The organism is Streptomyces sp. Pv4-95 (assembly GCF_045782725.1).
In the GTDB taxonomy this organism is placed as follows: Bacteria; Actinomycetota; Actinomycetes; order Streptomycetales; family Streptomycetaceae; genus Streptomyces.
Window position 1 is genome coordinate 7151690 of record NZ_CP127172.1, and the last position, 22336, is coordinate 7174025.

Annotated in this window: 15 protein-coding genes and 1 rRNA gene; 7 read left to right on the forward strand and 9 right to left on the reverse strand. The window is 71.8% G+C overall.

Features of this window, described 5'->3' with window-relative positions:
* Window positions 1-64: 64 nt before the first annotated feature.
* From glpK to QOM21_RS31430, 5 genes are all read right to left on the reverse strand, one after another.
* The gene (glpK, locus tag QOM21_RS31410; protein ID WP_407554385.1) at window positions 65-1594 is read right to left on the reverse strand and encodes a glycerol kinase GlpK; all 1530 of its coding nucleotides are present in this window, start codon (window positions 1592-1594) and stop codon (window positions 65-67) included.
* 55 nt (window positions 1595-1649) lie between these two features.
* Window positions 1650-2417 carry an MIP/aquaporin family protein gene (locus tag QOM21_RS31415; RefSeq protein ID WP_407554386.1) on the reverse strand — a complete coding sequence of 256 codons (768 nt, stop codon included), beginning with the start codon at window positions 2415-2417 and terminating at the stop codon, window positions 1650-1652.
* Between the two features lie 334 nt (window positions 2418-2751).
* A complete protein-coding gene (locus tag QOM21_RS31420; protein WP_407554387.1) occupies window positions 2752-4479 on the reverse strand; it encodes an EAL domain-containing protein in 1728 nt (575 codons plus the stop codon).
* A gap of 234 nt (window positions 4480-4713) precedes the next feature.
* On the reverse strand, window positions 4714-5904 hold the full coding sequence (locus QOM21_RS31425) for a lipid-transfer protein (protein ID WP_407554388.1): 1191 nt from the start codon (window positions 5902-5904) through the stop codon (window positions 4714-4716).
* Window positions 5901-6359, reverse strand: coding sequence for a Zn-ribbon domain-containing OB-fold protein (locus QOM21_RS31430; protein ID WP_407554389.1), 459 nt, complete (start codon window positions 6357-6359; stop codon window positions 5901-5903). Before QOM21_RS31430 ends, QOM21_RS31425 begins: the two co-directional genes overlap by 4 nt.
* A gap of 141 nt (window positions 6360-6500) precedes the next feature.
* On the opposite strand from QOM21_RS31430, the gene QOM21_RS31435 reads away from it, so the two are divergent.
* The 4 genes from QOM21_RS31435 (at window position 6501) to QOM21_RS31450 (ending at window position 11026) form a co-directional block, all read left to right on the forward strand.
* Window positions 6501-7490: an NUDIX hydrolase gene (locus QOM21_RS31435; protein WP_407554390.1), complete on the forward strand. Its 990-nt coding sequence runs from the start codon at window positions 6501-6503 to the stop codon at window positions 7488-7490.
* The gene (locus tag QOM21_RS31440) at window positions 7487-8545 is read left to right on the forward strand and encodes a molecular chaperone DnaJ (RefSeq protein WP_407554391.1); all 1059 of its coding nucleotides are present in this window, start codon (window positions 7487-7489) and stop codon (window positions 8543-8545) included. The genes QOM21_RS31435 and QOM21_RS31440 overlap by 4 nt, the downstream gene beginning before the upstream one ends.
* Window positions 8546-8624: 79 nt before the next feature.
* A complete protein-coding gene (locus QOM21_RS31445) occupies window positions 8625-9623 on the forward strand; it encodes a hypothetical protein (protein ID WP_407554392.1) in 999 nt (332 codons plus the stop codon).
* 68 nt (window positions 9624-9691) lie between these two features.
* Window positions 9692-11026, forward strand: coding sequence for an adenylosuccinate synthetase (locus QOM21_RS31450; RefSeq protein ID WP_407554393.1), 1335 nt, complete (start codon window positions 9692-9694; stop codon window positions 11024-11026).
* On the opposite strand, the gene QOM21_RS31455 is transcribed toward QOM21_RS31450, so the two are convergent.
* Both QOM21_RS31455 and QOM21_RS31460 read right to left on the reverse strand, forming a co-directional pair.
* Window positions 10956-11798: a M15 family metallopeptidase gene (locus QOM21_RS31455; protein WP_407554394.1), complete on the reverse strand. Its 843-nt coding sequence runs from the start codon at window positions 11796-11798 to the stop codon at window positions 10956-10958. The two genes, QOM21_RS31450 and QOM21_RS31455, sit on opposite strands and share 71 nt — an antisense overlap.
* Before the next feature lie 105 nt (window positions 11799-11903).
* Complete coding sequence (locus QOM21_RS31460; RefSeq protein WP_407554395.1) at window positions 11904-14303, reverse strand: glycoside hydrolase family 31 protein; 2400 nt, start codon at window positions 14301-14303, stop codon at window positions 11904-11906.
* A 311-nt stretch (window positions 14304-14614) separates the two neighbouring features.
* Here QOM21_RS31460 and QOM21_RS31465 point away from each other — a divergent pair, with 311 nt between their 5' ends.
* Both QOM21_RS31465 and QOM21_RS31470 read left to right on the forward strand, forming a co-directional pair.
* The gene (locus QOM21_RS31465) at window positions 14615-16654 is read left to right on the forward strand and encodes an acetoacetate--CoA ligase (RefSeq protein WP_407554396.1); all 2040 of its coding nucleotides are present in this window, start codon (window positions 14615-14617) and stop codon (window positions 16652-16654) included.
* 100 nt (window positions 16655-16754) lie between these two features.
* The gene (locus QOM21_RS31470; protein WP_407554397.1) at window positions 16755-17681 is read left to right on the forward strand and encodes a hypothetical protein; all 927 of its coding nucleotides are present in this window, start codon (window positions 16755-16757) and stop codon (window positions 17679-17681) included.
* Between the two features lie 116 nt (window positions 17682-17797).
* Here QOM21_RS31470 and ptsP read toward each other — a convergent pair whose 3' ends face one another.
* Together ptsP and QOM21_RS31480 are read right to left on the reverse strand one after the other, a co-directional pair.
* Complete coding sequence (ptsP, locus tag QOM21_RS31475) at window positions 17798-19468, reverse strand: phosphoenolpyruvate--protein phosphotransferase (protein WP_407554398.1); 1671 nt, start codon at window positions 19466-19468, stop codon at window positions 17798-17800.
* 77 nt (window positions 19469-19545) lie between these two features.
* A complete protein-coding gene (locus tag QOM21_RS31480; RefSeq protein ID WP_407554399.1) occupies window positions 19546-19995 on the reverse strand; it encodes a PTS glucose transporter subunit IIA in 450 nt (149 codons plus the stop codon).
* A 594-nt stretch (window positions 19996-20589) separates the two neighbouring features.
* Between QOM21_RS31480 and QOM21_RS31485 the strand changes: the two genes are divergently transcribed.
* Window positions 20590-22118 (forward strand): 16S ribosomal RNA (locus QOM21_RS31485).
* Window positions 22119-22336 lie beyond the last annotated feature (218 nt).

Genomic DNA, 22336 nt, shown 5'->3' on the forward strand with positions numbered 1-22336 from the left:
ACGGCCGGTACCCCGCCGTCCGGGATACCGGCCGTACGTCTGCGCGTCCGGTCGCGACTCGCGTCTACGAGGTCCGGCCGCCGTCCTCCGCCAGCCACCCGAAGCTGCGCTCCACGGCCTTGCGCCAGTTGCCGTACTCGCGGTCCCTGACCTCCCCGTCCATCCGCGGGGTCCACTCCGTGTCGCGCTTCCAGTGGGTCTTCAGCTCGTCCAGGTCCTGCCAGACACCGGTGGCCAGGCCCGCCGCGTACGCCGCGCCCAGACACGTCGTCTCCGGGATCACCGGGCGGATCACCGGCACCCCCAGCACGTCGGCCTGGTGCTGCATCAGCAGGCTGTTGGCCGTCATGCCGCCGTCGACCTTGAGCTGAGTGATCCGCACCCCGGAGTCCTGGTACATCGCGTCCACCACCTCCCGGGTCTGCCAGCTGGTCGCCTCCAGCACCGCGCGTGCCAGATGCGCCTTGGTGACGAATCCGGTCAGGCCGGTGATCACACCGCGCGCGTCGGAGCGCCAGTACGGCGCGAACAGGCCGGAGAACGCCGGGACGATGTAGGCACCGCCGTTGTCCGGGACGCTCGCCGCGAGCGCCTCGATCTCGTCGGCCGAGGAGATGATGCCGAGCTGGTCGCGCAGCCACTGCACCAGAGCGCCGGTGATGGCGATGGAGCCCTCCAGGCAGTACACCGGAGCCTCGCCGCCGAGCTGGTAGCCCATCGTCGTCAGCAGCCCGCTCTTGGACGGGACCGGGCGGTTGCCGGTGTTCAGCAGCAGGAACGATCCGGTGCCGTAGGTGTTCTTGGCCTCGCCGACGCCATAGCAGGTCTGCCCGAAGACGGCCGCCTGCTGGTCGCCGAGGGCCGAGGCCACCGGCACGCCGTGCAGCTGGCCGACGGCCGTGCCGTACACCTCGGCCGAGGACCGGATCTCCGGCAGCATCGCCTCGGGCACGTTCATGGCCGACAGGATCGACGGGTCCCACTGGAGGGTCGAGAGGTTCATCAGCATGGTGCGGCCGGCGTTGGTCACGTCGGTGACGTGCACGCCGCCGTCGGTGCCGCCCGTCAGGTTCCAGATCAGCCACGAGTCGATGGTGCCGAAGGCGATCTCGCCACGCTCGGCACGGGCCCGCAGACCGGGCACCTCATCCAGCAGCCAGGCCGCCTTGGGCCCGGAGAAGTAGCTGGCCAGCGGAAGTCCGGTGGCCTCGCGGAAGCGGTCCTGGCCGTCCGCCCCGCCCAGTTCGGAACAGAGCTGCGAGGTCCGGGTGTCCTGCCAGACGATGGCGTTGTGCACCGGCCGGCCGGTCGCCCGGTCCCACAGGACCGTGGTCTCCCGCTGGTTGGTGATGCCCAGGGCACTGAGCTGGTCCGTGCGCAGCCCCGCCTTGGCGAGCGCGCCCGCCACCACGGCCTGCACCTTCGACCAGATCTCGGTGGCGTCGTGCTCGACCCAGCCCGGCCGGGGAAAGATCTGGCGGTGCTCACGCTGGTCGACGGCGACGACCGCACCGGCGTGGTTGAAGATGATGCAGCGGCTCGACGTCGTGCCCTGGTCGATCGCGGCGACGTACTTCTCGGTGTGCTCCGTCATGACGTCATGTCTCCTGAGGTCTCGGTGCAGGGAGTACGGGGCCGGCTCACCGGGGTCAGAACGCCGCCAGATACACCAGCCCCGAAAGCACCGCGCCGATGAGCGGACCCGCTACCGGCACCCAGGCGTAACCCCAGTCGGAGGAACCCTTGTTGGGGATCGGCAGCAGCGCGTGCACGAGGCGCGGACCGAGGTCGCGGGCCGGGTTGATGGCGTAGCCGGTGGGCCCGCCGAGCGACAGCCCGATGCCGACCACGAGCAGCGCGACGAGCAGCACGTTGATGCCGGATCCGTAGACGCCGGCGTCCTCGCCCGGGACCTGACCGATACCGATGCCCTTGTTCTCGCCGAAGAACAGCAGCGGCAGCACCAGCCCGATGGTGGCGATCACCTCGGTCACCAGGTTGGCGACGGGATTGCGGATCTCCGGTGCGGTGGAGAAGATCCCCAGCGTCGGCTGGGCGTTGGCCTGCTCGGCGTTGGCGGCGAACTGCGCGTAGTACAGCGCCCAGGCCAGCACCGCGCCGATCGCCGCGCCGACCATCTGCGCCAGGATGTAGAGCGGCACCTTCGACCACTCGGTGCCGCCGGCGACGGCCGAGCCGACCGTCACGGCCGGGTTGAGGTGCCCACCGGACAGCGGTGCGGCGGTGTAGGCCCCGGCGAGTACGCCGAAGCCCCAGCCGAAGGCGATGGCGACCCAGCCCGCGGCCTTCGCCTTGGAATGGTGCAGGGTGACGGCGGCGCACACGCCGGCGCCGAAGAGGATGAGTATCGCGGTGCCGATCACTTCACCGACGAAGATGTCCCCATTGGAATACATGGCGGCTCCTAGGCCCTCGCCCGGGGACGTCCCCCGGTCCTCCGTGCAGGGTGCGTACCACCCGTGCCGCGGAGCCGGTGGCGGAGGTGGGACCCCGCTGCCCCGTGCCCCGCCCGCATGGGCGTCGAGCGTGCCAGAGCGTCAGCAAACCGCCGGTGGACGAGGCGGGCAGCGCGCAGCCGCTGCCACGCGGCCGGGGTGCCTGGGTGCGGCGATGCCGACTGACACCCGGAAGTGTTCACCGCACGTCATGGAGCGTCAAGGTCACGCACAGCACCGTCTGCCGATCGCAACCGACGGTGCCGGGACGGGTGCCGCGTCCGGCCGTACGCCCTCAGCCGCGCGTGCGTACGCCTCCGTGACCGGCCGGGCTGCCGCACGGCCGTCCTGCCGGGCCCGGCACCCGGGCGACGGTGCCACGGCGCAGTTCCGTCCGCTCCGAGTCCGGCCGGCCGAGCACCCAACTCGCCCCCGCCAGCGCCTTGGCCGCCTTCTTCAGCGGGGCGAGCGCGGCCGCGGCCTGCTGATGGCCGGTGACGCTGCCGGGCGGGCAGATCACCGTCGCCAGCGAGAGGGTCACCGGCAGCCCGCCCGCGGACCAGGGGGCGTCCAGTACCGCCTCGGCGAACGGGTCGAGCGCCTGCGGCTCGGCGAGCACCAGGAAGTCGTCGCCTCCGATGTGCCCCACCCGGGCGGCCGGCTCGCGGGCGGCGACGGCTGCCAGCGTCCGCCCCACCGCGCGGATCAGCTCATCGCCGGCCGCGAATCCCGCGCCGTCGTTGACCTGTTTGAAACCGTCCACATCCAGCCAGCTCAGGGCGAACGCCCGGCCCTGGGCGATCCGGCGGTCGACCTCGCCGTTGACCGCGTCGGAACCGGGCAGCCTGGTCAGCGGGTTGAGCCGCGCGGCCTCCTCCACCCGGCTCTCGGCCAGCGCCCGCAGGATGTCGGCGAGGTGCACCACCCCCATGCAGCGGCCGCGTTCGTCCACCACTGCCACATCGTCGCCCGCCCGGACGCGGTCGCCCTCGGCGATCACATCGAGCACCTGCCAGGCGGTGGCGTCCGCGCCGACCGTCCGCGGCCGGTCCGCGAGCCGCAGCGCCGGCCGGTCGGCGTACAGCGCGTGCCCGTACCGCCCGGAGAGGGACAGCAGGAACCGGTCACGGTCGATGGCCCGGACCGGAACACCGTCGGGGTCCACCAGCAGAACCCCCGACACCGCGGGGAAGCCGGTCAGATGGCTGCGCACCGCGCCCGCGGACGCGGACATCGGCAGCAGCGCGGCGGGTTGCAGGAACTGCGCGACGGGTGGCCCTTCGGGCGGGCCGTGCGGCGCCGGGGGACCGCCCAACGCTGCCGGTCGGTCGGGCGGAAGATAGATGTCGGCGGCCGGCCGCCGGGCGGGAGGGGCGAAGAGGTGGCCCTGCGCCAGCTGGACCCCGGCCTCGCGCACCGCCGCGTACTGCCGTTCCGTCTCGACCCCCTCGATGGCCAGTAACCCGCCCACCTGCTCGCAGAGTTGGCGCATCGCCGTCACCACGGCCCGTCGTCCCCGGTCGCCGGCCGGCCCCGCGCACAGGGATCCGTCGAGCTTGACGAGGTCCGGTGCGAGGTCGCCGAGGAGCCGCAGCGGCATGTCCCCCTCGCCGATCCCGTCGGCGCAGATCCGGTACCCCTCGTCGCGCAGCCCCGCCACCGACTCCAGCAGCGAACGGTGCGGGACGTGGGTGAAGGGCCCGACCAGGTCGAGCGTGATCTCCCACGGCCGGCGGCCCACGTCCCGTACGGCCTTGCCGAGCGCGGTGAGCGCCGGCAGCTCGGCGACCGTCGCTGCGAACACGTTGACGTGCAGCGGCAGCAGCGTCTCCTGGCGCGCCGCGGAGCGTACCGCGAGCGCCGCCAGCTCGACGTCCAGCTCGGGGTGGCGGCGCGCGGACGCCAGCACATCGACCGCACTGTCCTCCGGGCGGGCGAGTATCTCCAGCGCGGCGATCGAACCGGTCGCGAGGTTCACGACGGGCTGGAAGGCGAATCGAAGCTGGTCGGTCCAGGCAGGCACGGCAGCAGCATGCCGCTTCCGGGTCCCCGACGGCGCCCGGTTCACGCACTGTTCATGCATCCTTCCGGAGCGTACGGGCCGCTGTCCGCCGCACACACAAGGTCTTCGAAGAACAGCGGCCGGAACGCACTGGTGAGCCCACCGGCGTATGCGGCCGCCACTCGGTGGTGTCATTCCAAGAGGGTCCCAACCCGCCCTATCAGTACACCTGTTGACCCGCCGACGGGGTACGCCTCACCGCACGGCGACCACCGAGGAGCCGTGTCCGAACAGGCCCTGATTGGCCGTCACACCCACCCGTGCCCCCGGTACTTGCCGCTCGCCCGCCCGTCCCCGGAGCTGCCACGTCACCTCGCAGACCTGCGCGATGGCCTGAGCCGGCACCGCCTCGCCGAACGACGCCAGCCCGCCGCTGGCGTTCACCGGCAACCGCCCGCCGAGTGCCGTGACACCGTCGCGCAGCAGTTTCGCCGCGTCCCCGGCACCGCACAGCCCCAGATCCTCGTACCACTCCAGCTCCAGGGCGGTGGACAGGTCGTAGACCTCGGCCAGTGAGAGGTCCTCGGGCCCGACGCCGGCTTCCTCGTACGCGCGCTGAGCGATCGACGCCCGGAACCCGGTCACGGGTTCCGGCACCGCGGCCGCGGAGTCGGTGGCGATGTCGGGCAGGTCCAGAGCCGTCCGGGGGTAGTGCGGGGTGGCGGTGGAGACCGCGCGGATGCGGACCGGGTCCGCGGCGCCCTGCCGCCGGGCGAAGGCCATGCTGCTCAGGACCAGCGCCGCGGCGCCGTCGGAGGTGGCGCAGATGTCCAGCAGCCGCAGCGGATCGGCGACCACCGCCGACGCGGCGACCTCCTCCGCGGTGACGGGCTTGCGGTAGCGCGCGTAGCGGTTCGCCGCGCCCGCCGCCGCGTTCTTCACCTTCACCTGGGCGAAGTCCTCGACGGTGTCGCCGTACAGCGCCATCCGGCGGCGCGCGTACAGCCCGAAGTACGCCGGGTTGGTCGCGCCGAGCACCCGGAAGCGCAGCCAGTCCGGGTCGTCGGGGCGGTCGCCGCCGGCCGGGGCGAAGAACCCCTTGGGCGCGGCCTCCGCCCCCACCACCAGCGCCACGTCCGCCAGGCCCGCCAGGATCTGCGCCCGCGCGGTGCCGATGGCCTGCGCCCCGGACGCGCAGGCCGCGTACACGCTGGTCACCCGGGCCCCCTGCCAGCCCAGCGCCTTCGCGAAGGTGGCGCCCGCGACATGGCCGGGGTAGCCGCCGCGCACCGTGGCCGCGCCGACCACGCTCTGCACGTCACGCCACTCAAGACCGGCGTCGGCGAGCGCGTCCCGGGCCGCCTTCGTGCCGTACTCGACGAAGCTGTGCCCCCACTTTCCCCAGGGGTGCATGCCGGCGCCCAGCACCGCCACGTCGCCGGTCATGACGCGTCCTGCGGCCCGGCCGCGACCGGCCGCCAGTGCCAGGTCGTCCAGGTGTGCTCGGCGTCCTCGTTGAGCACGCCCGGCACCAGTTCGACCTCGGTCCCGACCGCGAGATCACGAGGGGTCACCCCGGGCGCGGCCTGCCCGAGCACGACCGTCCTCTCGGCGGCGAGTTCCACGGCGACCAGGGTGTAGGGCTGCCACTCCGTGCCCGGGTCGGACACGTAGGGGGCGGGTGGCCGGTAGCGGCCGTCGGTGTACGACCAGACCGTGCCGCGGCGCGACAGCGGCACCTCGTCCAGCTCTTCGCCCGCGCAGCGGGGGTTGCGGCAGAAGGAGTCCTCGCGCGGGAAGAACACCGCGCCGCAGGCCCGGCAGCGCGTCCCCAGCAGCCGGAAATCCGCGGCGTCCTGATCGAACCAACCCGGCACCACAGGCTTGCGCGTACGTGCCACGGACCCTCCCCGGCAACAAATCTGACGGAACGTCACAAGTGTGCCACGCGGCCACCGGGTGGGGAACCCCGTCCTCACCTCTGGACCACCGCCACCCCCGGTGCTATGTTGTTCTCGTTCCGAGAAAGACTCAAAATGAGAATGACGAACGGGGGAGCGGCCGTGGACGCGGAGCAGGCGCACAAGGGGAGTGACGGCGCACCCGACGGCGGCGACGGCGCGTTCCTCGCGGACTACGACCCGCGCGAGTTCCCCGCCATCGCCGTGACCGTCGACATCGTCGCGCTGACCCTGCGCCACGGCGCGCTGCACGTCCTGCTAGTGGAGCGCGGCAGCCGGCCCTTCCAGGGCACCTGGGCCCTGCCGGGCGGCTTCGTGCGGCCCGGCCGCGAGACGCTCGACGAGGCCGCCGCGCGCGAACTGGCAGAGGAGACCGGCCTGGACGCCGCGGCCCTGGAGCGCGTCCACCTCGAACAGCTCGGCTCGTACGGCGATCCCGGCCGCGACCCGCGGATGCCGGTCGTCACGGTCGCCTACCTCGCCTTCGCCCCGGACCTCCCCGAGGCGCGGGGCGGCGGTGACGCCTCCGCCGCGGCCTGGGTCCCGATCGCCGACGTGGATCTCGGCGCGGCCGCCCGAAACGCCGCGGCGGAACCCAAGGCGCCTGCCCGGACCGCCGCTGAACCGGACGCGTCCGCGCTGCGTCCCCCAGAGCAGGGCCGAGGGCACGGGATCGACGGGGGTGGTTCCGTGCCCCGGCCCGCAGCCGGCGCCCCGCCCGCCCGCTCCCCGCTCCCGCCGGCCTTCGACCACGCGCGGATCATCGCCGACGGCCTCGACCGCGCCCGCGCGAAGATCGAGTACACCCCGCTGGCCACGGCCTTCCTCGGCGAGGAATTCACCGTCGTCGAACTCCGCGGTGTCTACGAGTCCATCTGGGGCAGCACGCTGCACGCGGGCAACTTCCACCGAAAGGTGCTCTCCGTCCCCGGATTCGTCGAATCCACCGGCGCCACCGCCGCCCGCGGGGGAGCGCGGGGCGGCCCCCGCGCCCGCCTCTACCGCGCGGGCGACGCCCGCCTGCTGCACCCGGCACTGCTGCGCCCGGACCGAGAGGAGGGCGTGCGATGACCACCCCCGCGGACGCGGCCGCCCTCCGTGACCGCGCCGCCGCCCGCGCCGCACTCGCCGCCGCCCACGGACCCGCCGACCTCTTCCCGCCGGACGACGCCCGCGCCACCCGCGTCTACCGCAGGCTCGCCCGCCTGCTCCACCCCGACGCCGCCCCGATCGCCGAACGTCCGCTCGCCGAGACCGAGTTCGCCCGGCTGGGCGCGCTGTGGCGGCGCCGCGGCGACACCGCGCGGCCGACCCTGACCACCCGCCGCCACACCTACGTCCTCGGCGACACCCGAGTCACCGGTGATCTCACCGTGCTCCGCGAGGCGACGTACGAGCAGGAAGGCACCCGCCGGCCCGCCCTGCTGAAGATCCCCCGCGACGCCGCCGACAACGACCTGCTGGAACGCGAAGCCCGCTCACTGGAGCGCCTGGCACGGTACGGCGAACCCCGCCACCGCGCCTACGCACCCCGCCTGATCGCGTCGTTCCGGCACCGCGAGGCCGGCACCGGTGTCGAGCGCCGCGTCAACGCCCTCGTCCCGCTGGCCGGCTTCCACACCCTCGCCGAGGTCCGGGCGGCGCACCCCGAAGGGCTCGACCCGCGCGACGCGGCCTGGATGTGGCGCAGACTCCTGGTCGCCCTCGGCTGGGCGCACCGCGCGGGCCGTGTGCACGGCGCCGTCCTGCCCGAGCACGTCCTCATCCACCCCGGGCTGCACGGCCTGGTCCTCGTCGACTGGTGCTACAGCACCACCCTCGGCAGCCGCGTCCCCGCCCTGGTCGAGCGTCACCGCGAGCACTACCCGCCCGAGGTCACGGCCCGCCGGCCGGCGACCGAGGCCACCGACATCCACCTGGCGTCCCGCACGATGGGCGCCCTGATGGGGGAGCGCACGCCGCAGCCGCTCCGTGCCTTCCTGCACGGCTGCACCCTCCCCGCCGAGTCCCGCAGGCCGCACGACGCGTGGCGGCTGCTGGCCGAGCTGGACGAGCTCCTCGACCGGCTCTACGGACCGCGCACCTTCCGGCCGTTCACGATGCCGGAGCCCGCCGTGCGCGCATGAGCACACCCCGCACCACCACCCACGCCTCACACACACCGACCGGCTGAACGCGCCGGTCCACCACACAGGGGGAAACACCATGGGCAGCGGAACCTGGTCCACCGACGTATACGGCGCCGCGGCGAGCTACCGCGCCGCCGCCGGTACCGGCGCCTTCGACTACAGCGATCGCGTCACCGCCTCGGCGCCCCGCCACACTTGGAAGGCGCACCCCTCACTCGCCCCCGAGGGACTCTCCGTCCGGGAGAGCCGCGACTCCGACGAGCACCCCGCCTCGCTCGCCGTCTCCGTCCTCTTCGACGTGACCGGTTCGATGCGGTCCGTACCGCGTGTCTTGCAGACCAAGCTGCCCGAACTGTTCGGCCTCCTGCTGCGCAAGGGATACGTCGCCCACCCGCAGATCCTCTTCGGCGCGGTCGGCGACGCCACCTGCGACCGCGTCCCGCTCCAGCTCGGCCAGTTCGAATCCGACAACCGCATGGACGACGACCTCGGCAACATCCTGCTGGAGGGCGGCGGGGGCGGCCAGATGACCGAGTCCTACGAACTCGCCCTGTACGCCATGGCCCGCCACACCAGCATCGACTGCCACGAGAAGCGCGGCCGCCGCGGCTACCTCTTCCTCATCGGCGACGAGATGCCCTACGGCAAGGTCAAGGCGCGCGAGATCCGCGCCGTCCTCGGCGACCGCGTCACCGAGGACATCCCGCTCACCACGATCCTCGACGAGGTGCGCCGGAAGTTCGACGTCTACTTCATCATCCCGGCCGGTGCCACCCACGTCGGCAACTCCTCGGTACAGGGCACCTGGCGCAAGCTGCTCGGCCAGAACGTCATCGAACTCGACGACCTCTCCGCCGTCTGCGAGACCATCGCGCTGACCATCGGCCTCGGCGAGGAGGCCATCGACCTCGCGGCCGGCCTGGACGACCTCGCCGACCTCGGCTCCGACGCGGGCGCCAGCGTCGGCAAGGCCCTCGCCCCCCTCAGCGGTCGCCGCGGCACCGTCGCCCGCTCCTCGGCCCCGCTGCTCGACGGAGCCTCCGACGCCGGCAGCGGAGGCACCACCCGGCTCTGAAGTCCCTTTACCGCCACCGCAATCAGCCCCGGGATCCGACCCGGGGCGCGTCCGAGAGAGGTTTCCCCGTGCACACCATCGTGGTCGACCTCGGCTACGGAGACGCCGGCAAGGGCACCGTCGTCGACCGGCTCTGCGCCTTCCCACCGGGCGCGGCACCGGTGGCGGCGGTGGTCCGGTTCAACGGCGGCGCCCAGGCCGCGCACAACGTCGTCACCACCGACGGCCGCCACCACACCTTCGCCCAATTCGGCTCGGGCACCTTCAGCGCCGTCCCCACCCACCTCTCCCACCTGATGCTGGTGGATCCCCTCGCCCTCGCCGCGGAGGCCCGCCACCTCGCCTCCCAGGCCGTCGCCGACCCGCTCGCCCTGCTGACCGTCGACCGACGGGCCCGCCTCACCACGCCGTACCACGCGGCAGCCAACCGGGCACGCGAACGGGCCCGCGGCAGCGCCCGGCACGGCTCCTGCGGCATGGGCATCGGCGAGACCGCCGCGTACGCACTGGCCCACCCGGCCGACGCGCCCACCGCGGGCGACTGCACGTCCCGCACCGCGCTGCGCCGCACCCTCACCCTGCTCCGTGACCGCCTCACCGACGCGCTGGGCCCGCTCGACGCCCCGCCGGTCGACGTCTGCGTGGACGCCTTCCGCGCCTTCGCCGACCACGTCACGCTCGTCGACGAAACCCATCTGCCCCGGCTGCTGCACCAAGGCCCCGTCGTCTTCGAGGGAGCCCAGGGTGTCCTCCTCGACGAGTGGCACGGCTTCCACCCGTACACCACCTGGTCGACGACCACCTTCGACGGCGCGGAAACACTCCTCGCCGAGGCCGGCCTGCCACGGGCCGCGCTCCGCCTCGGCGTCGTACGCACCTACACCACCCGGCACGGGCCAGGACCGCTCGTCACCGAGGACCCGACCGTGACGACGGCCCTCCCCGAGCGGCACAACGGGCACGGCCGCTGGCAGGGAGCCTTCCGCGGCGGCCACTTCGACGCCCCCGCGCATGCCTACGCCATCGCGGCCTGCGGGGGAGTGGACGGGCTCGCCGTCACCCACCTCGACGCACCGGCCCGGCACGGTGCGCTGCGGATCGTCCGCCGCTACCGCACCCCCGACGGCCCGATGGACCGCATCCCGGCCGCACGGCCCGGTGACCTCAGCCGCCAACAGCGGCTCACCGACCGGTTGTCGAGCGCCCGGCCGGACCACTGGCAGTCACCGGGCGGCGACCCGGGCGCCTGGACCCACGCCCTCACCGACGCGTTGTCCGCCCCCGTCCTGCTGACGTCCCACGGTCCGACCGCCGCCGACAAGGCCGGGCCGCTCAGCGTCCGCCCAACGACCTCCGGGAGACCGGGAAGTCGAAAGCGGTGTCCGGAAACGTCTCCGGCGTGAAGGTGTAGTGCCACCACTCGCTCGCGTAGTTCACGAAACCGGCCCGCTCCAGACCGTCCTTGAGCAGCAGCCGGTTCGCCCGCTGCCGGCCGGTGATCCGCGGGTCGAGGGTGTGCGCCAGGGTGTCGAAGCAGTCGAAGCCGGTGCCCATGTCCAGCGAGTTGTCCGGGAAGCGGACCTCCTTCGGCCCGTAGCACGCGGCGAGCGGCTCACCCGGAACGTACGGCCGGGTCGGCAGCGCGGGCAGCCGCACCAGCGTCAGATCGACGGTGCTGCCCCGGCTGTGCCCCGACTTCTCCGCGATATAGCCGTCACGGAACAGCGCCGACTTCTCGACCCGGGGATAGAACTCCGCCTTCATCCGCTCGTCGTCGAGGTCCTTCGCCCAGGCCACGAAGTGGTCCACGGCCCGCTGCGGCCGATAGCAGTCGTAGACCTTGAGGGAGTAGCCGCGCCGCAGGAACGACAGCTGCGCCCGGTGCAGCGCCCGCGCCGTGTCCCGCGTCACCAGGCATGTCGGCGCGCGGTAGCCGGTCACCCGCACACCCATGAAGTTGTGGGGGGTGAAGTAGCGCATCTCCTGGATGATGGTGCGATCCACGTCGCGCAACGCGACGAACTCCTCGGGCGCCTTGGGGCCACCGGCCGCGGGGGAGCGCGGCTCCGTACGGGCCTCGGCGCCCACCGCCGCGCTCGACGGCACGGCGGTGACGGTCATCAGGGCGGCGGCTGCGACGGCGAGGCCGCGCAGCGCGGCAGCAAGTCTCGGCATGGCCCCCGTCTACCAGTCCCACTGCCCCAGGGGAAGACCGCCGCCCACTCCACCACCCGTGCCTCGCGGCCCCCGACGCGCCTCCGGAGGGAACGGCGGGACGGCCTAGGCGCCCGATATCCCCCGGACCCGCACCGGATACTCCACCGCGCTCCCGTCCTGCCGCGCCACGACCACCCGGTCCCCGTCCCACTGCGCGGTGTAACGCCGCACGTCGGGCCGGCGCCACCCGTCGCCGGCGTCCGGCACCACCAGGCCGCCGCCCCGCCGCCCCGCGGCAGGCGCCCAGACCTCCAGCTCCGTGCCGCCGTCCGCACCCACCACCGGCAGCACCGCACCGGCCCGCGCCAGCACCGGTATTCGCGACAGCGGCGCGTCGACCAGCACCTGCCCCGGCCCCTCGTGGACCTCACCGGTCGCGGTGTCGTACCAGCGCCCGCGCGGCAACTGCACCGCCCGCCGCGTGGCCCCCTGCTCCAGCACCGGCGCCACCAGCAGCGCGTCCCCCAGGAGAAAGGCGTCCTCGCAGTTCCGTAGCGCCCGGTCCCGCGGCGAGCTCCACCACACCGGCCGGACGTACGGCGCGCCCGTCAGCCGCGCCAACTGACCCAGAGTGTCGAAGTACGGCAGCAGCCGGGCCCGTTCGCGCAGGGCCGCACGGGCGTGCTCCAGCACCTCGGGCCCGAACTCCCACGGCTCCCGCCGCCCCGCCCGCAACGCCGTGTGCGTACGGAACAGCGGCAGGCGGGCGCCCAGTTGGAACCACCGCAGATAGAGCTCCGGCGACGGCGCCGCACCCCCGCCGACATCGGGACCGCTGTAGGGCACCCCGCACAGCCCCAGGCCCAGCACCACCGACAGCGACGCCCGCAACCCGGGCCAGCCCGTCGCCACCTTCCCCGGCCAGGCGCCCCCGTACCGCTGCAGGCCCGCCCAGCCCGACCGCGAGAGGAGGAACGGCCGCTCCGCGGGCCGCACTTCACCCCAGCCGTCGTAGGCGGCACGCGCCATCGTCAGGCCGTAGACGTTGTGCGCCTCCCGGTGATCACCGCCCCGTCCCTCCAGCGCGTGCCGGGCCGACCGCGGCAGGGTCCGCTCACCGAACGCAGCACAGGACACCGGCTCGTTCCGGTCGTGCCAGACACCGGAGAACCCCTGCGCCAGCCGCTCCGCGTACAGCCCGCCCCACCACTTGCGCACCCGTGCGTCGGTGAAGTCCGGGAACACCGACTCACCCGGTCCGACCACACCCCGCACCTCCCGCCCCCGCGCGTCCCGCACGAACACCCCGGCCGCGACCCCGCCGTCGTACACCGCGTCACCCGACCGCGCCCGCACCGCCGGCTCCACGACCGACACCAAACGCACCCCGTCGGCCCGCAACTCCCGTGCCAGACCCGGCAGATCGGGATACCTGTTCCGGTCGACGGTGAAGGCCCGGCGCCCTTCGTGATGACCCGCGCCCAGGTGGACGGCGGACAACGGCAGCCCGTGCTCCTGGTAACCCGCGACCGCCCGGCGCACCTCCTCCGCACCGCCCGAGCCCCCCAGGGCGTGCTGCGGACCCAGCGCCCACCGGGGCGGCAGCGCGGGCGCCCCGGTCAGCGCCGTCCAGCCCAGCAGCACCCGCGCCGGGGTCCCGGCCAGCACCCAGTAGCGCAGCGGCCCGCCGTCCATCCGCACCTCGCAGGTGCCGGGCCGGTCGTGCCCGGACCCGGCACCCTCCGTCCCCTCGCGCAGCACCACCCGGCCGTCCCAGGAGTTGTCGTGGAACACCAGATGCGTCCCGGCGTCGGCCACCACCAGCTGCACCGGCATCGTCAGCGACGCCGGATCCTCGTCCGGCGCCGCAGTGCCGTCCGGAGCGGAGTTCCACAGGCGGTACGAGCCGTCACGGAGCCGCGGACCGCGAGCCCGGCCGCCCAGACCGAAGAACCGCGCGTCGGCCGCCACCTCCGAGCGCTGTACCCACCGCGACCCGGCGCCCTCCTCGGGTACCGCTGCCGTACCGCCGCCGTCCCCGCCCGCCGCCTCGTCCGTACGGTCCCACCAGCGCGGCGGCAGCTCCCGCCGCAGCACCACCCCACCGGGCGTACGCACCTCCACCGCGCCGAACCGCGACACCGCCACCGTCACCCGCTCGGAGACGACCCGCCAACCGCCCTCCCGGTCCGGCTCCAGCACCGCCCTGCCGTCGACCTCGGGACAGGCCGCCAGCGCGTACGACGGCTCCGGCCCGGCACCGTCCCAGCCGCAGAACACCGCGCCGCCCGACGCCACCCGCACCCGCAGCGACGACCGCGCGAAGTGGACCACCCCGCCACCGGGCAGCGACTCGGCGCCGCTCGCGGTTCCCGGCACCCGCGCCCGCTCCGCCCGCTGCCGCGGAAGGGCCAGCGCGTCCGCTCTCCGCCGCTGCCACGCCGCCCGCGCGGACCGCAGCCCCTGCGCCGCTCCGATCGCCCTGACCATCCGTACCGACCGCACCAGATCCCGCCCGTCCATGCCGGTCAGCCTGCCATCGACATCGCCGCGATCGGGCTCCGTTCAACTGCCGTTCACCTCCTGTGCGGCAGGTCCGGCCACCCGCCGGTCACCCCGGCGCCCGACAATGTCCGAAACCGGCTCCCGCGGCCCGCACCGGCGTGGCCGCACCACATCCGCCACGCCCCGAATGTGGGGGGCCCGCCCTGGTGCACAAGACGATCACATGGCATCGTCCTGCCAAGCCGTGTCACGCGCACACCCCCGCCACGCCGGGGAACCACGCTGTGCGCGCCCGACGCACACGACGCGTACCGCCCGGGAGCCGCATCATGACCACCGCACCGCAGTCCGACGACCTGCCGGAGCCCCTCTGGCAGCCCGGGCAGGACCGCATCGCCGGCGCGCAGGTCACCCGCTTCCACACCTGGGCCGCGGAGCACCACGGCGCACCGGCCCCCGTCCCCGGCGACCCCGCCGCGAGCTACGCCGCCCTGCACCGCTGGTCCGTCGACGAGCTGTCCCGCTTCTGGGAAGCCACCGCCGCATGGTTCGACGTCCGCTTCGCCACCCCCTACGACACCGTGATCGCCGACCGCGCGATGCCCGGCGCCCGCTGGTTCCCTGGCGCCACCCTCAACTACGCCGAGCACGCCCTGCGCGCCGCGGAGGACCCGGCGCGCGCCGACACCCCGGCGCTGCTGTACGTGGACGAGACCCACGAGCCCACCCCCGTCACCTGGGCCACCCTCCGCTCCCAGGTCGGCGCGCTGGCCGCCGAACTCCGCCGCCTCGGCGTCCGCCCCGGCGACCGCGTCAGCGGCTACGTCCCGAACATCCCGCAGGCCGTCGTCGCCCTCCTCGCCACCGCCGCGGTGGGCGCCGTATGGACCTCCTGCGCCCCCGACTTCGGCGCCCGCAGCGTGCTGGACCGCTTCCAGCAGATCGAACCGGTCGTCCTGTTCACCGTCGACGGCTACCGCTACGGCGGCAAGGAACACGACCGGCGCGAGACCGTCACCGAACTCCGCGCGGAACTTCCCACGCTCCGCGCCGTCGTCCACATCCCGCTGCTCGGCACCGAGGCCCCCGAGGGCGCCCTGAACTGGTCGGATCTGACCTCGCAGGACATCGAACCGGTCTTCGAGCAGGTCCCCTTCGATCACCCGCTGTGGGTCCTGTACTCCTCCGGGACGACCGGCCTGCCCAAGGCCATCGTCCAGTCCCAGGGCGGCATCCTGCTCGAACACCTCAAGCAGACCGGCCTGCACTGCGACCTCGGCCCCGACGACCGCTTCTTCTGGTACACCTCCACCGGCTGGATGATGTGGAACTTCCTCGTCGCCGGCCTCCTGGTGGGCTCCACGATCGTGCTCTACGACGGCAGCCCCGGCCACCCCGACATCTCCGCCCAGTGGCGGGTCGCCGAGACCACCCGCGCAACAGTCTTCGGCACCTCTGCCGCCTACGTCATGGCATGCCGCAAGGCCGGCATCCACCCTGCCCGCGACCTCGACCTCTCGGCCATCACCTGCGTCGCCACCACCGGCTCCCCGCTCCCGCCGGACGGCTTCCGCTGGCTGCACGACAGCTTCGCCGAGAGCGGCGCCGACCTGTGGACGGCCTCCGTCAGCGGCGGCACCGACGTCTGCAGCTGCTTCGCGGGCGCCGTCCCCACCCTCCCCGTCCACATCGGCGAACTCCAGGCACCCTGCCTCGGCACCGACCTGCAGGCGTGGGACCCCCAGGGCAAGCCCGTCATCGAGGAGGTCGGCGAACTCGTCGTCACCAACCCGATGCCCTCGATGCCCATCCGCTTCTGGAACGACCCCGACGGCAGCCGCTACCACGACAGCTACTTCGACATGTACCCCGGAGTCTGGCGGCACGGCGACTGGATCACCGTCACCTCCCGCGGCAGCGTCGTCATCCACGGCCGCTCCGACTCCACCCTCAACCGCCAGGGCGTGCGCATGGGGTCCGCCGACATCTACGAGGCGGTCGAACGGCTCCCCGAGATCCGCGAATCCCTCGTCATCGGCCTCGAACTCCCCGACGGCGGCTACTGGATGCCCCTCTTCGTCCACCTCGCCCCCGACGCCACCCTCGACGACGGCCTCCGCGACCGCATCAAGCGGACCATCCGCGAGCAGCTCTCGCCGCGCCACGTCCCCGACGACATCATCGAGGCCCCCGGAGTGCCGCACACCCTGACGGGCAAGCGGATCGAGGTACCCGTCAAACGCCTCCTTCAGGGCACCCCCCTCGAAAAGGCCGTCAACCCCGGCTCCGTCGACAACCTGGAACTGCTCCGCTTCTACGAGCGCATCGCCGCGGACCGCGCCGAGCAGGGCTCGTCCGGGCGGCCGTGACAGCGCCCTGAGCATCCGGCCGGGACGCCGTTGTCAGACCCCGTGATTACTCTCAGTGACAAGTGACGTTCGATGCAGAGCATCTCACTGAGGGGGAGTCATGACATCCGCATCCCGGCCCACCGACCAGGCCCGCGCCCGCCGCACCCTGCGCCGCGAAGTCCCCAGCACCGCCGCCGTCCTGGCCGACGAGCGGGACTTCGCGGCGATGCGCCGCTACCGCACCTTCCCGTTCGACGACCACCGCAGCTACCTCCAGCAGATGGAGGCCCTGCTGCGCACCCTCGCCTCCGAAGGCGTCCTCACCACCCTCAGCCTCTTCGACCCGGCCGCTTACGAGGACTACTGCGCCGACCTCGCCCTCGACCCCGACCGCCCCGACAGCCGCACCCGCTACACCGCCGAGGTCGCCTGCACCGGCGCCACCCTGCCGTACGCCGGCGAGCCCCTGAAGCAGCTCCTGCCCTTACTGGTCGAAGAAGCCGACCGCCAGGCCAACTGGGAGCGCGCCTCCGCCCTTCTGGCTCGCGCCGGCACCTGCGAGGACTGCGGCGAGGACCTCGCCCACGCCGCCTTCGCCCGCGCCACCCACGTCCTCAGGCACCTCCTCGAAGCCCTCGGCGAGGGAACTCACCACCTCGTGTGCAGCATCCCGGCGGGCGAGCCGTCCCTCCTGGCCATCCTGCACGCCACCAGCAGCGACGACGGCCGCCTCCAGCTCTCCGAAGCCACCACCCTGGTCTTCTGCACCGTCCTCGCCACCGGCCTCGCCCTGCGCACACCGGGCGGCATCGTCTCCCGCACCACCACCGCCGGCCCCACCGCCGGCCCCACCGCCGGCACCCACGACACCGTCCGCGGCTGGTCCCTGCGGGACGGCTGGCCCTGCCCGCTCACCGCGGCCGAGGTCTTCACCGCCTACTGCACCGATGCCGACACCGGCGAACCGATCCCACCCGAGCACGGCGTCGACTACGCCCCCGGGCTCACCCTCACACCCCCGACGGAAGAACACCGCCACCGCTGACCGGCCTCCGCCGCAGACCGCATCGGCGCACGACGCGCACAACGGCAGATGGCCGCCCCGCCACAAAGGGCGGGACGGCCATCAAGACTCCTGCGACGCACGGGCGCCGCGCGGGATCACTCCCCGGAGAGCACCGCCTGCGCGGCAGCCCGCGCGTCCTCGGCGGTGTCCGCCGCACGCGCCGCGGACGCCGCACGCTCGCACTGCGCCAGCGTGTGCTTCGACAGCGTCGAGCGGACGTAGGGAATGGACGCCGCACCCATCGACAGGCTGGTGACACCGAGCCCGGTCAGCACACACGCCAACAGCGGATCGGAGGCCGCCTCGCCACAGACACCACAGCTCTTGCCCTCGGCCTTCGCGGCCTCGGCCGAAGCCGCCACGAGGTCCAGCAGCGCCGGCTGCCACGGGTCCTGCAGACGCGAGACGGCACCCACCTGACGGTCCGCCGCGAAGGTGTACTGCGCCAGGTCGTTGGTGCCCAGCGACAGGAACTCCACCTCCTGCAGAATCGAGCGGGCGCGCAGCGCGGCGGACGGAATCTCCACCATCGCGCCGAACTTCGCCTCGAGACCGGCATCCCGGCAGGCATCCGCGAACGCCTTGGCGTCGGTCCGGTCCGCCACCATCGGGGCCATGACCTCGAGGTAGACCGGCAGCCCCTCGGCGGCCTTCGACAGCGCCGTGAGCTGCGTGCGCAGCACGTCCGGGTGGTCCAGCAGCGTCCGCAGACCCCGCACACCCAGCGCCGGGTTGGGCTCGTCGCCCGGCGTCAGGAAGTCCAGCGGCTTGTCGGCACCGGCGTCCAGCACCCGCACCACGACACGGCCCTCGGGAAAGGCCTCCAGCACCTTGCGGTACGCGTCGACCTGCTTGTCCTCGGACGGCGCCTTCTTGCTGTCGTCCAGGAAGAGGAACTCGGTCCGGAAGAGACCGACGCCCTCGGCGCCGGCCTCGACCGCGGCCGGCACATCCGCCGGGCCCCCGACGTTCGCCAGCAGCGGCACCTTGTGCCCGTCGGAGGTCGCGCCCGGACCGGACGACGCGGCCAGCGCCGCCTTGCGCGCCGCCGCGGCCTGCTCCAGCGACGCCCGCTTGTCGTCACCGGGCTCGACGAAGATCTCACCGGTGCTGCCGTCGACCGCGATCACGGTGCCCTCGACGAGCTCACCCGCACCGGGCAGCGCGACGACGGCCGGCACACCCAGCGCACGCGCCAGAATCGCGCTGTGGCTGGTCGGCCCGCCCTCCTCGGTGACGAAACCGAGCACCAGCGCGGGGTCCAGCAGCGCCGTGTCGGCCGGCGCCAGATCGCGGGCGATCAGTACATACGGCTCGTCACTGTCCGGCACACCCGGCATCGGCACGCCCAGCAGCCGGGCGACGATCCGGTTCCGCACGTCATCGAGGTCGGCGACCCGACCGGCGAGGTACTCACCGGCACCCGCGAGCAGCGCCCGGTACGCCGCGAACGCGTCGTAGACACCGCGCTCGGCGGTGCTGCCGACGGCGATCCGCCGCTCGACGTCGGCCATCAGCTCAGGGTCCTGCGCCATCATGGCCTGGGCCTCGAGCACGGCCTGTGCCTCGCCACCCGCCAGGTTCCCCCGCGCGATCAGGTCGGCGGCCACGGCCTCCACGGCCTGGCGGGCGCGCCCCTGTTCGCGCTCCGCCTCTTCGGCCGGGATCTGCTTGGCCGGCGGTTCGAGAACCGCCGTGCCCATGTGGCGCACCTCGCCGATGGCCACGCCGTGGCTCACGCCGACGCCTCGCAGCGTTGTCTCCATTTCACCCGTCTCCGGTTGATGCGGCGGCCCGTGCCGCCGCGGTGGATGTCGTACCTGCCGTCAGGAACGGCGCCCGGCTACTGCCAGGTGAAGAGCGAGTCGCCCGACTTGATGTCGCCGTCCTCACGCACATCGGCGAGCGAGTCGGCGGTGGCCTCCAGCGCGACGACGGGGCATACCGGCGACTTGCCGGCCTCCTCGACCGCGGCCGGGTTCCAGCGCACGACCGCCTGGCCCCGCTGCACCGTGTCGCCCTTGTTGACGAGGAGCTCGAAGCCCTCGCCGTTGAGCTGAACGGTGTCGATGCCGAGGTGCGTCAGCACTCCATGGCCGGCCGCGTCGACGACCACGAAGGCATGAGGGTGCAGTGAAACGACAACGCCGTCAACGGGCGCAACGGCCTCGGACGGCTCACGGACCGGATCGATGGCGGTACCGGGACCCACCATTGCTCCGGAGAACACCGGATCGGGCACAGCCGCGAGTCCGATGGCGCGTCCTGCGAGCGGGGACGTCACGGTGGTCATGGGAAGCCTCCCAGGGGTGGAGATCTATCAGGCCGCCGTCACTACCTGTCCTGGACAGCGCACCGTTCAGAAGCGTAAGTCATAAGAACTGACGGTTCCGCATGAGCGACACCGGCTGAAGGCCACCTGGCTCCGCCGAATCGATTTGCCTCGCCCACAGCCGAGCTGTACTGTCTGACACCTGCCCCGGACAGCCAGGCCGCAAATTACTGCGGAAGGCGAGAGTGGGCGGCACCCCATCAGAGTCTTGATCGAGATTCTCGAACGCGTGCCTTTCTGTATGTCTACAGAAAAGCGGTGGTTCGGAAGAGCGAAAAGCCCTGATAGAGTGTGAAACACCGAAGGGAAGCGCCCGGAGAGCCTGGTGAAACAGGCGCAAAGGAAGCGTCCGTTCCTTGAGAACTCAACAGCGTGCCAAAAGTCAACGCCAGATATGTTGATACCCCGTCCACCTCGGTGGATGAGGTTCCTTTGAAAGTCCATCCCGTCCATGTGGCGTGGGTGGCACACACAGCGAGGACGCTGTGAACGAGCAGACTTATTCCGTCCGCTCGTTCCGCTCTCGTGTGTGTTTCGCCGGATTACCGGCAAACATTCACGGAGAGTTTGATCCTGGCTCAGGACGAACGCTGGCGGCGTGCTTAACACATGCAAGTCGAACGATGAACCTCCTTCGGGAGGGGATTAGTGGCGAACGGGTGAGTAACACGTGGGCAATCTGCCCTTCACTCTGGGACAAGCCCTGGAAACGGGGTCTAATACCGGATACGACTACCGACCGCATGGTCTGGTGGTGGAAAGCTCCGGCGGTGAAGGATGAGCCCGCGGCCTATCAGCTTGTTGGTGGGGTGATGGCCTACCAAGGCGACGACGGGTAGCCGGCCTGAGAGGGCGACCGGCCACACTGGGACTGAGACACGGCCCAGACTCCTACGGGAGGCAGCAGTGGGGAATATTGCACAATGGGCGAAAGCCTGATGCAGCGACGCCGCGTGAGGGATGACGGCCTTCGGGTTGTAAACCTCTTTCAGCAGGGAAGAAGCGAAAGTGACGGTACCTGCAGAAGAAGCGCCGGCTAACTACGTGCCAGCAGCCGCGGTAATACGTAGGGCGCAAGCGTTGTCCGGAATTATTGGGCGTAAAGAGCTCGTAGGCGGCTTGTCACGTCGGATGTGAAAGCCCGGGGCTTAACCCCGGGTCTGCATTCGATACGGGCAGGCTAGAGTTCGGTAGGGGAGATCGGAATTCCTGGTGTAGCGGTGAAATGCGCAGATATCAGGAGGAACACCGGTGGCGAAGGCGGATCTCTGGGCCGATACTGACGCTGAGGAGCGAAAGCGTGGGGAGCGAACAGGATTAGATACCCTGGTAGTCCACGCCGTAAACGTTGGGAACTAGGTGTGGGCGACATTCCACGTCGTCCGTGCCGCAGCTAACGCATTAAGTTCCCCGCCTGGGGAGTACGGCCGCAAGGCTAAAACTCAAAGGAATTGACGGGGGCCCGCACAAGCAGCGGAGCATGTGGCTTAATTCGACGCAACGCGAAGAACCTTACCAAGGCTTGACATACACCGGAAACGCCTGGAGACAGGCGCCCCCTTGTGGTCGGTGTACAGGTGGTGCATGGCTGTCGTCAGCTCGTGTCGTGAGATGTTGGGTTAAGTCCCGCAACGAGCGCAACCCTTGTTCTGTGTTGCCAGCATGCCCTTCGGGGTGATGGGGACTCACAGGAGACTGCCGGGGTCAACTCGGAGGAAGGTGGGGACGACGTCAAGTCATCATGCCCCTTATGTCTTGGGCTGCACACGTGCTACAATGGCCGGTACAATGAGCTGCGATACCGCGAGGTGGAGCGAATCTCAAAAAGCCGGTCTCAGTTCGGATTGGGGTCTGCAACTCGACCCCATGAAGTCGGAGTTGCTAGTAATCGCAGATCAGCATTGCTGCGGTGAATACGTTCCCGGGCCTTGTACACACCGCCCGTCACGTCACGAAAGTCGGTAACACCCGAAGCCGGTGGCCCAACCCCTTGTGGGAGGGAATCGTCGAAGGTGGGACTGGCGATTGGGACGAAGTCGTAACAAGGTAGCCGTACCGGAAGGTGCGGCTGGATCACCTCCTTTCTAAGGAGCATTTCTTACCGACTTCGGTTGGTCAGAGGCCACTTCGTCGGCAAATGTTCGACGGTGGTTGCTCATGGGTGGAACGTTGACTATTCGGCACATTCGGTTGGTTGTCATTAGTACTGCTTCGGCGTGGAACGTGAGGATGGATCGGGTGGGCCGGGCACGCTGTTGGGTATCTGAGGGTACGGACTTTCGAGTCTGGACCTTCGTGATGC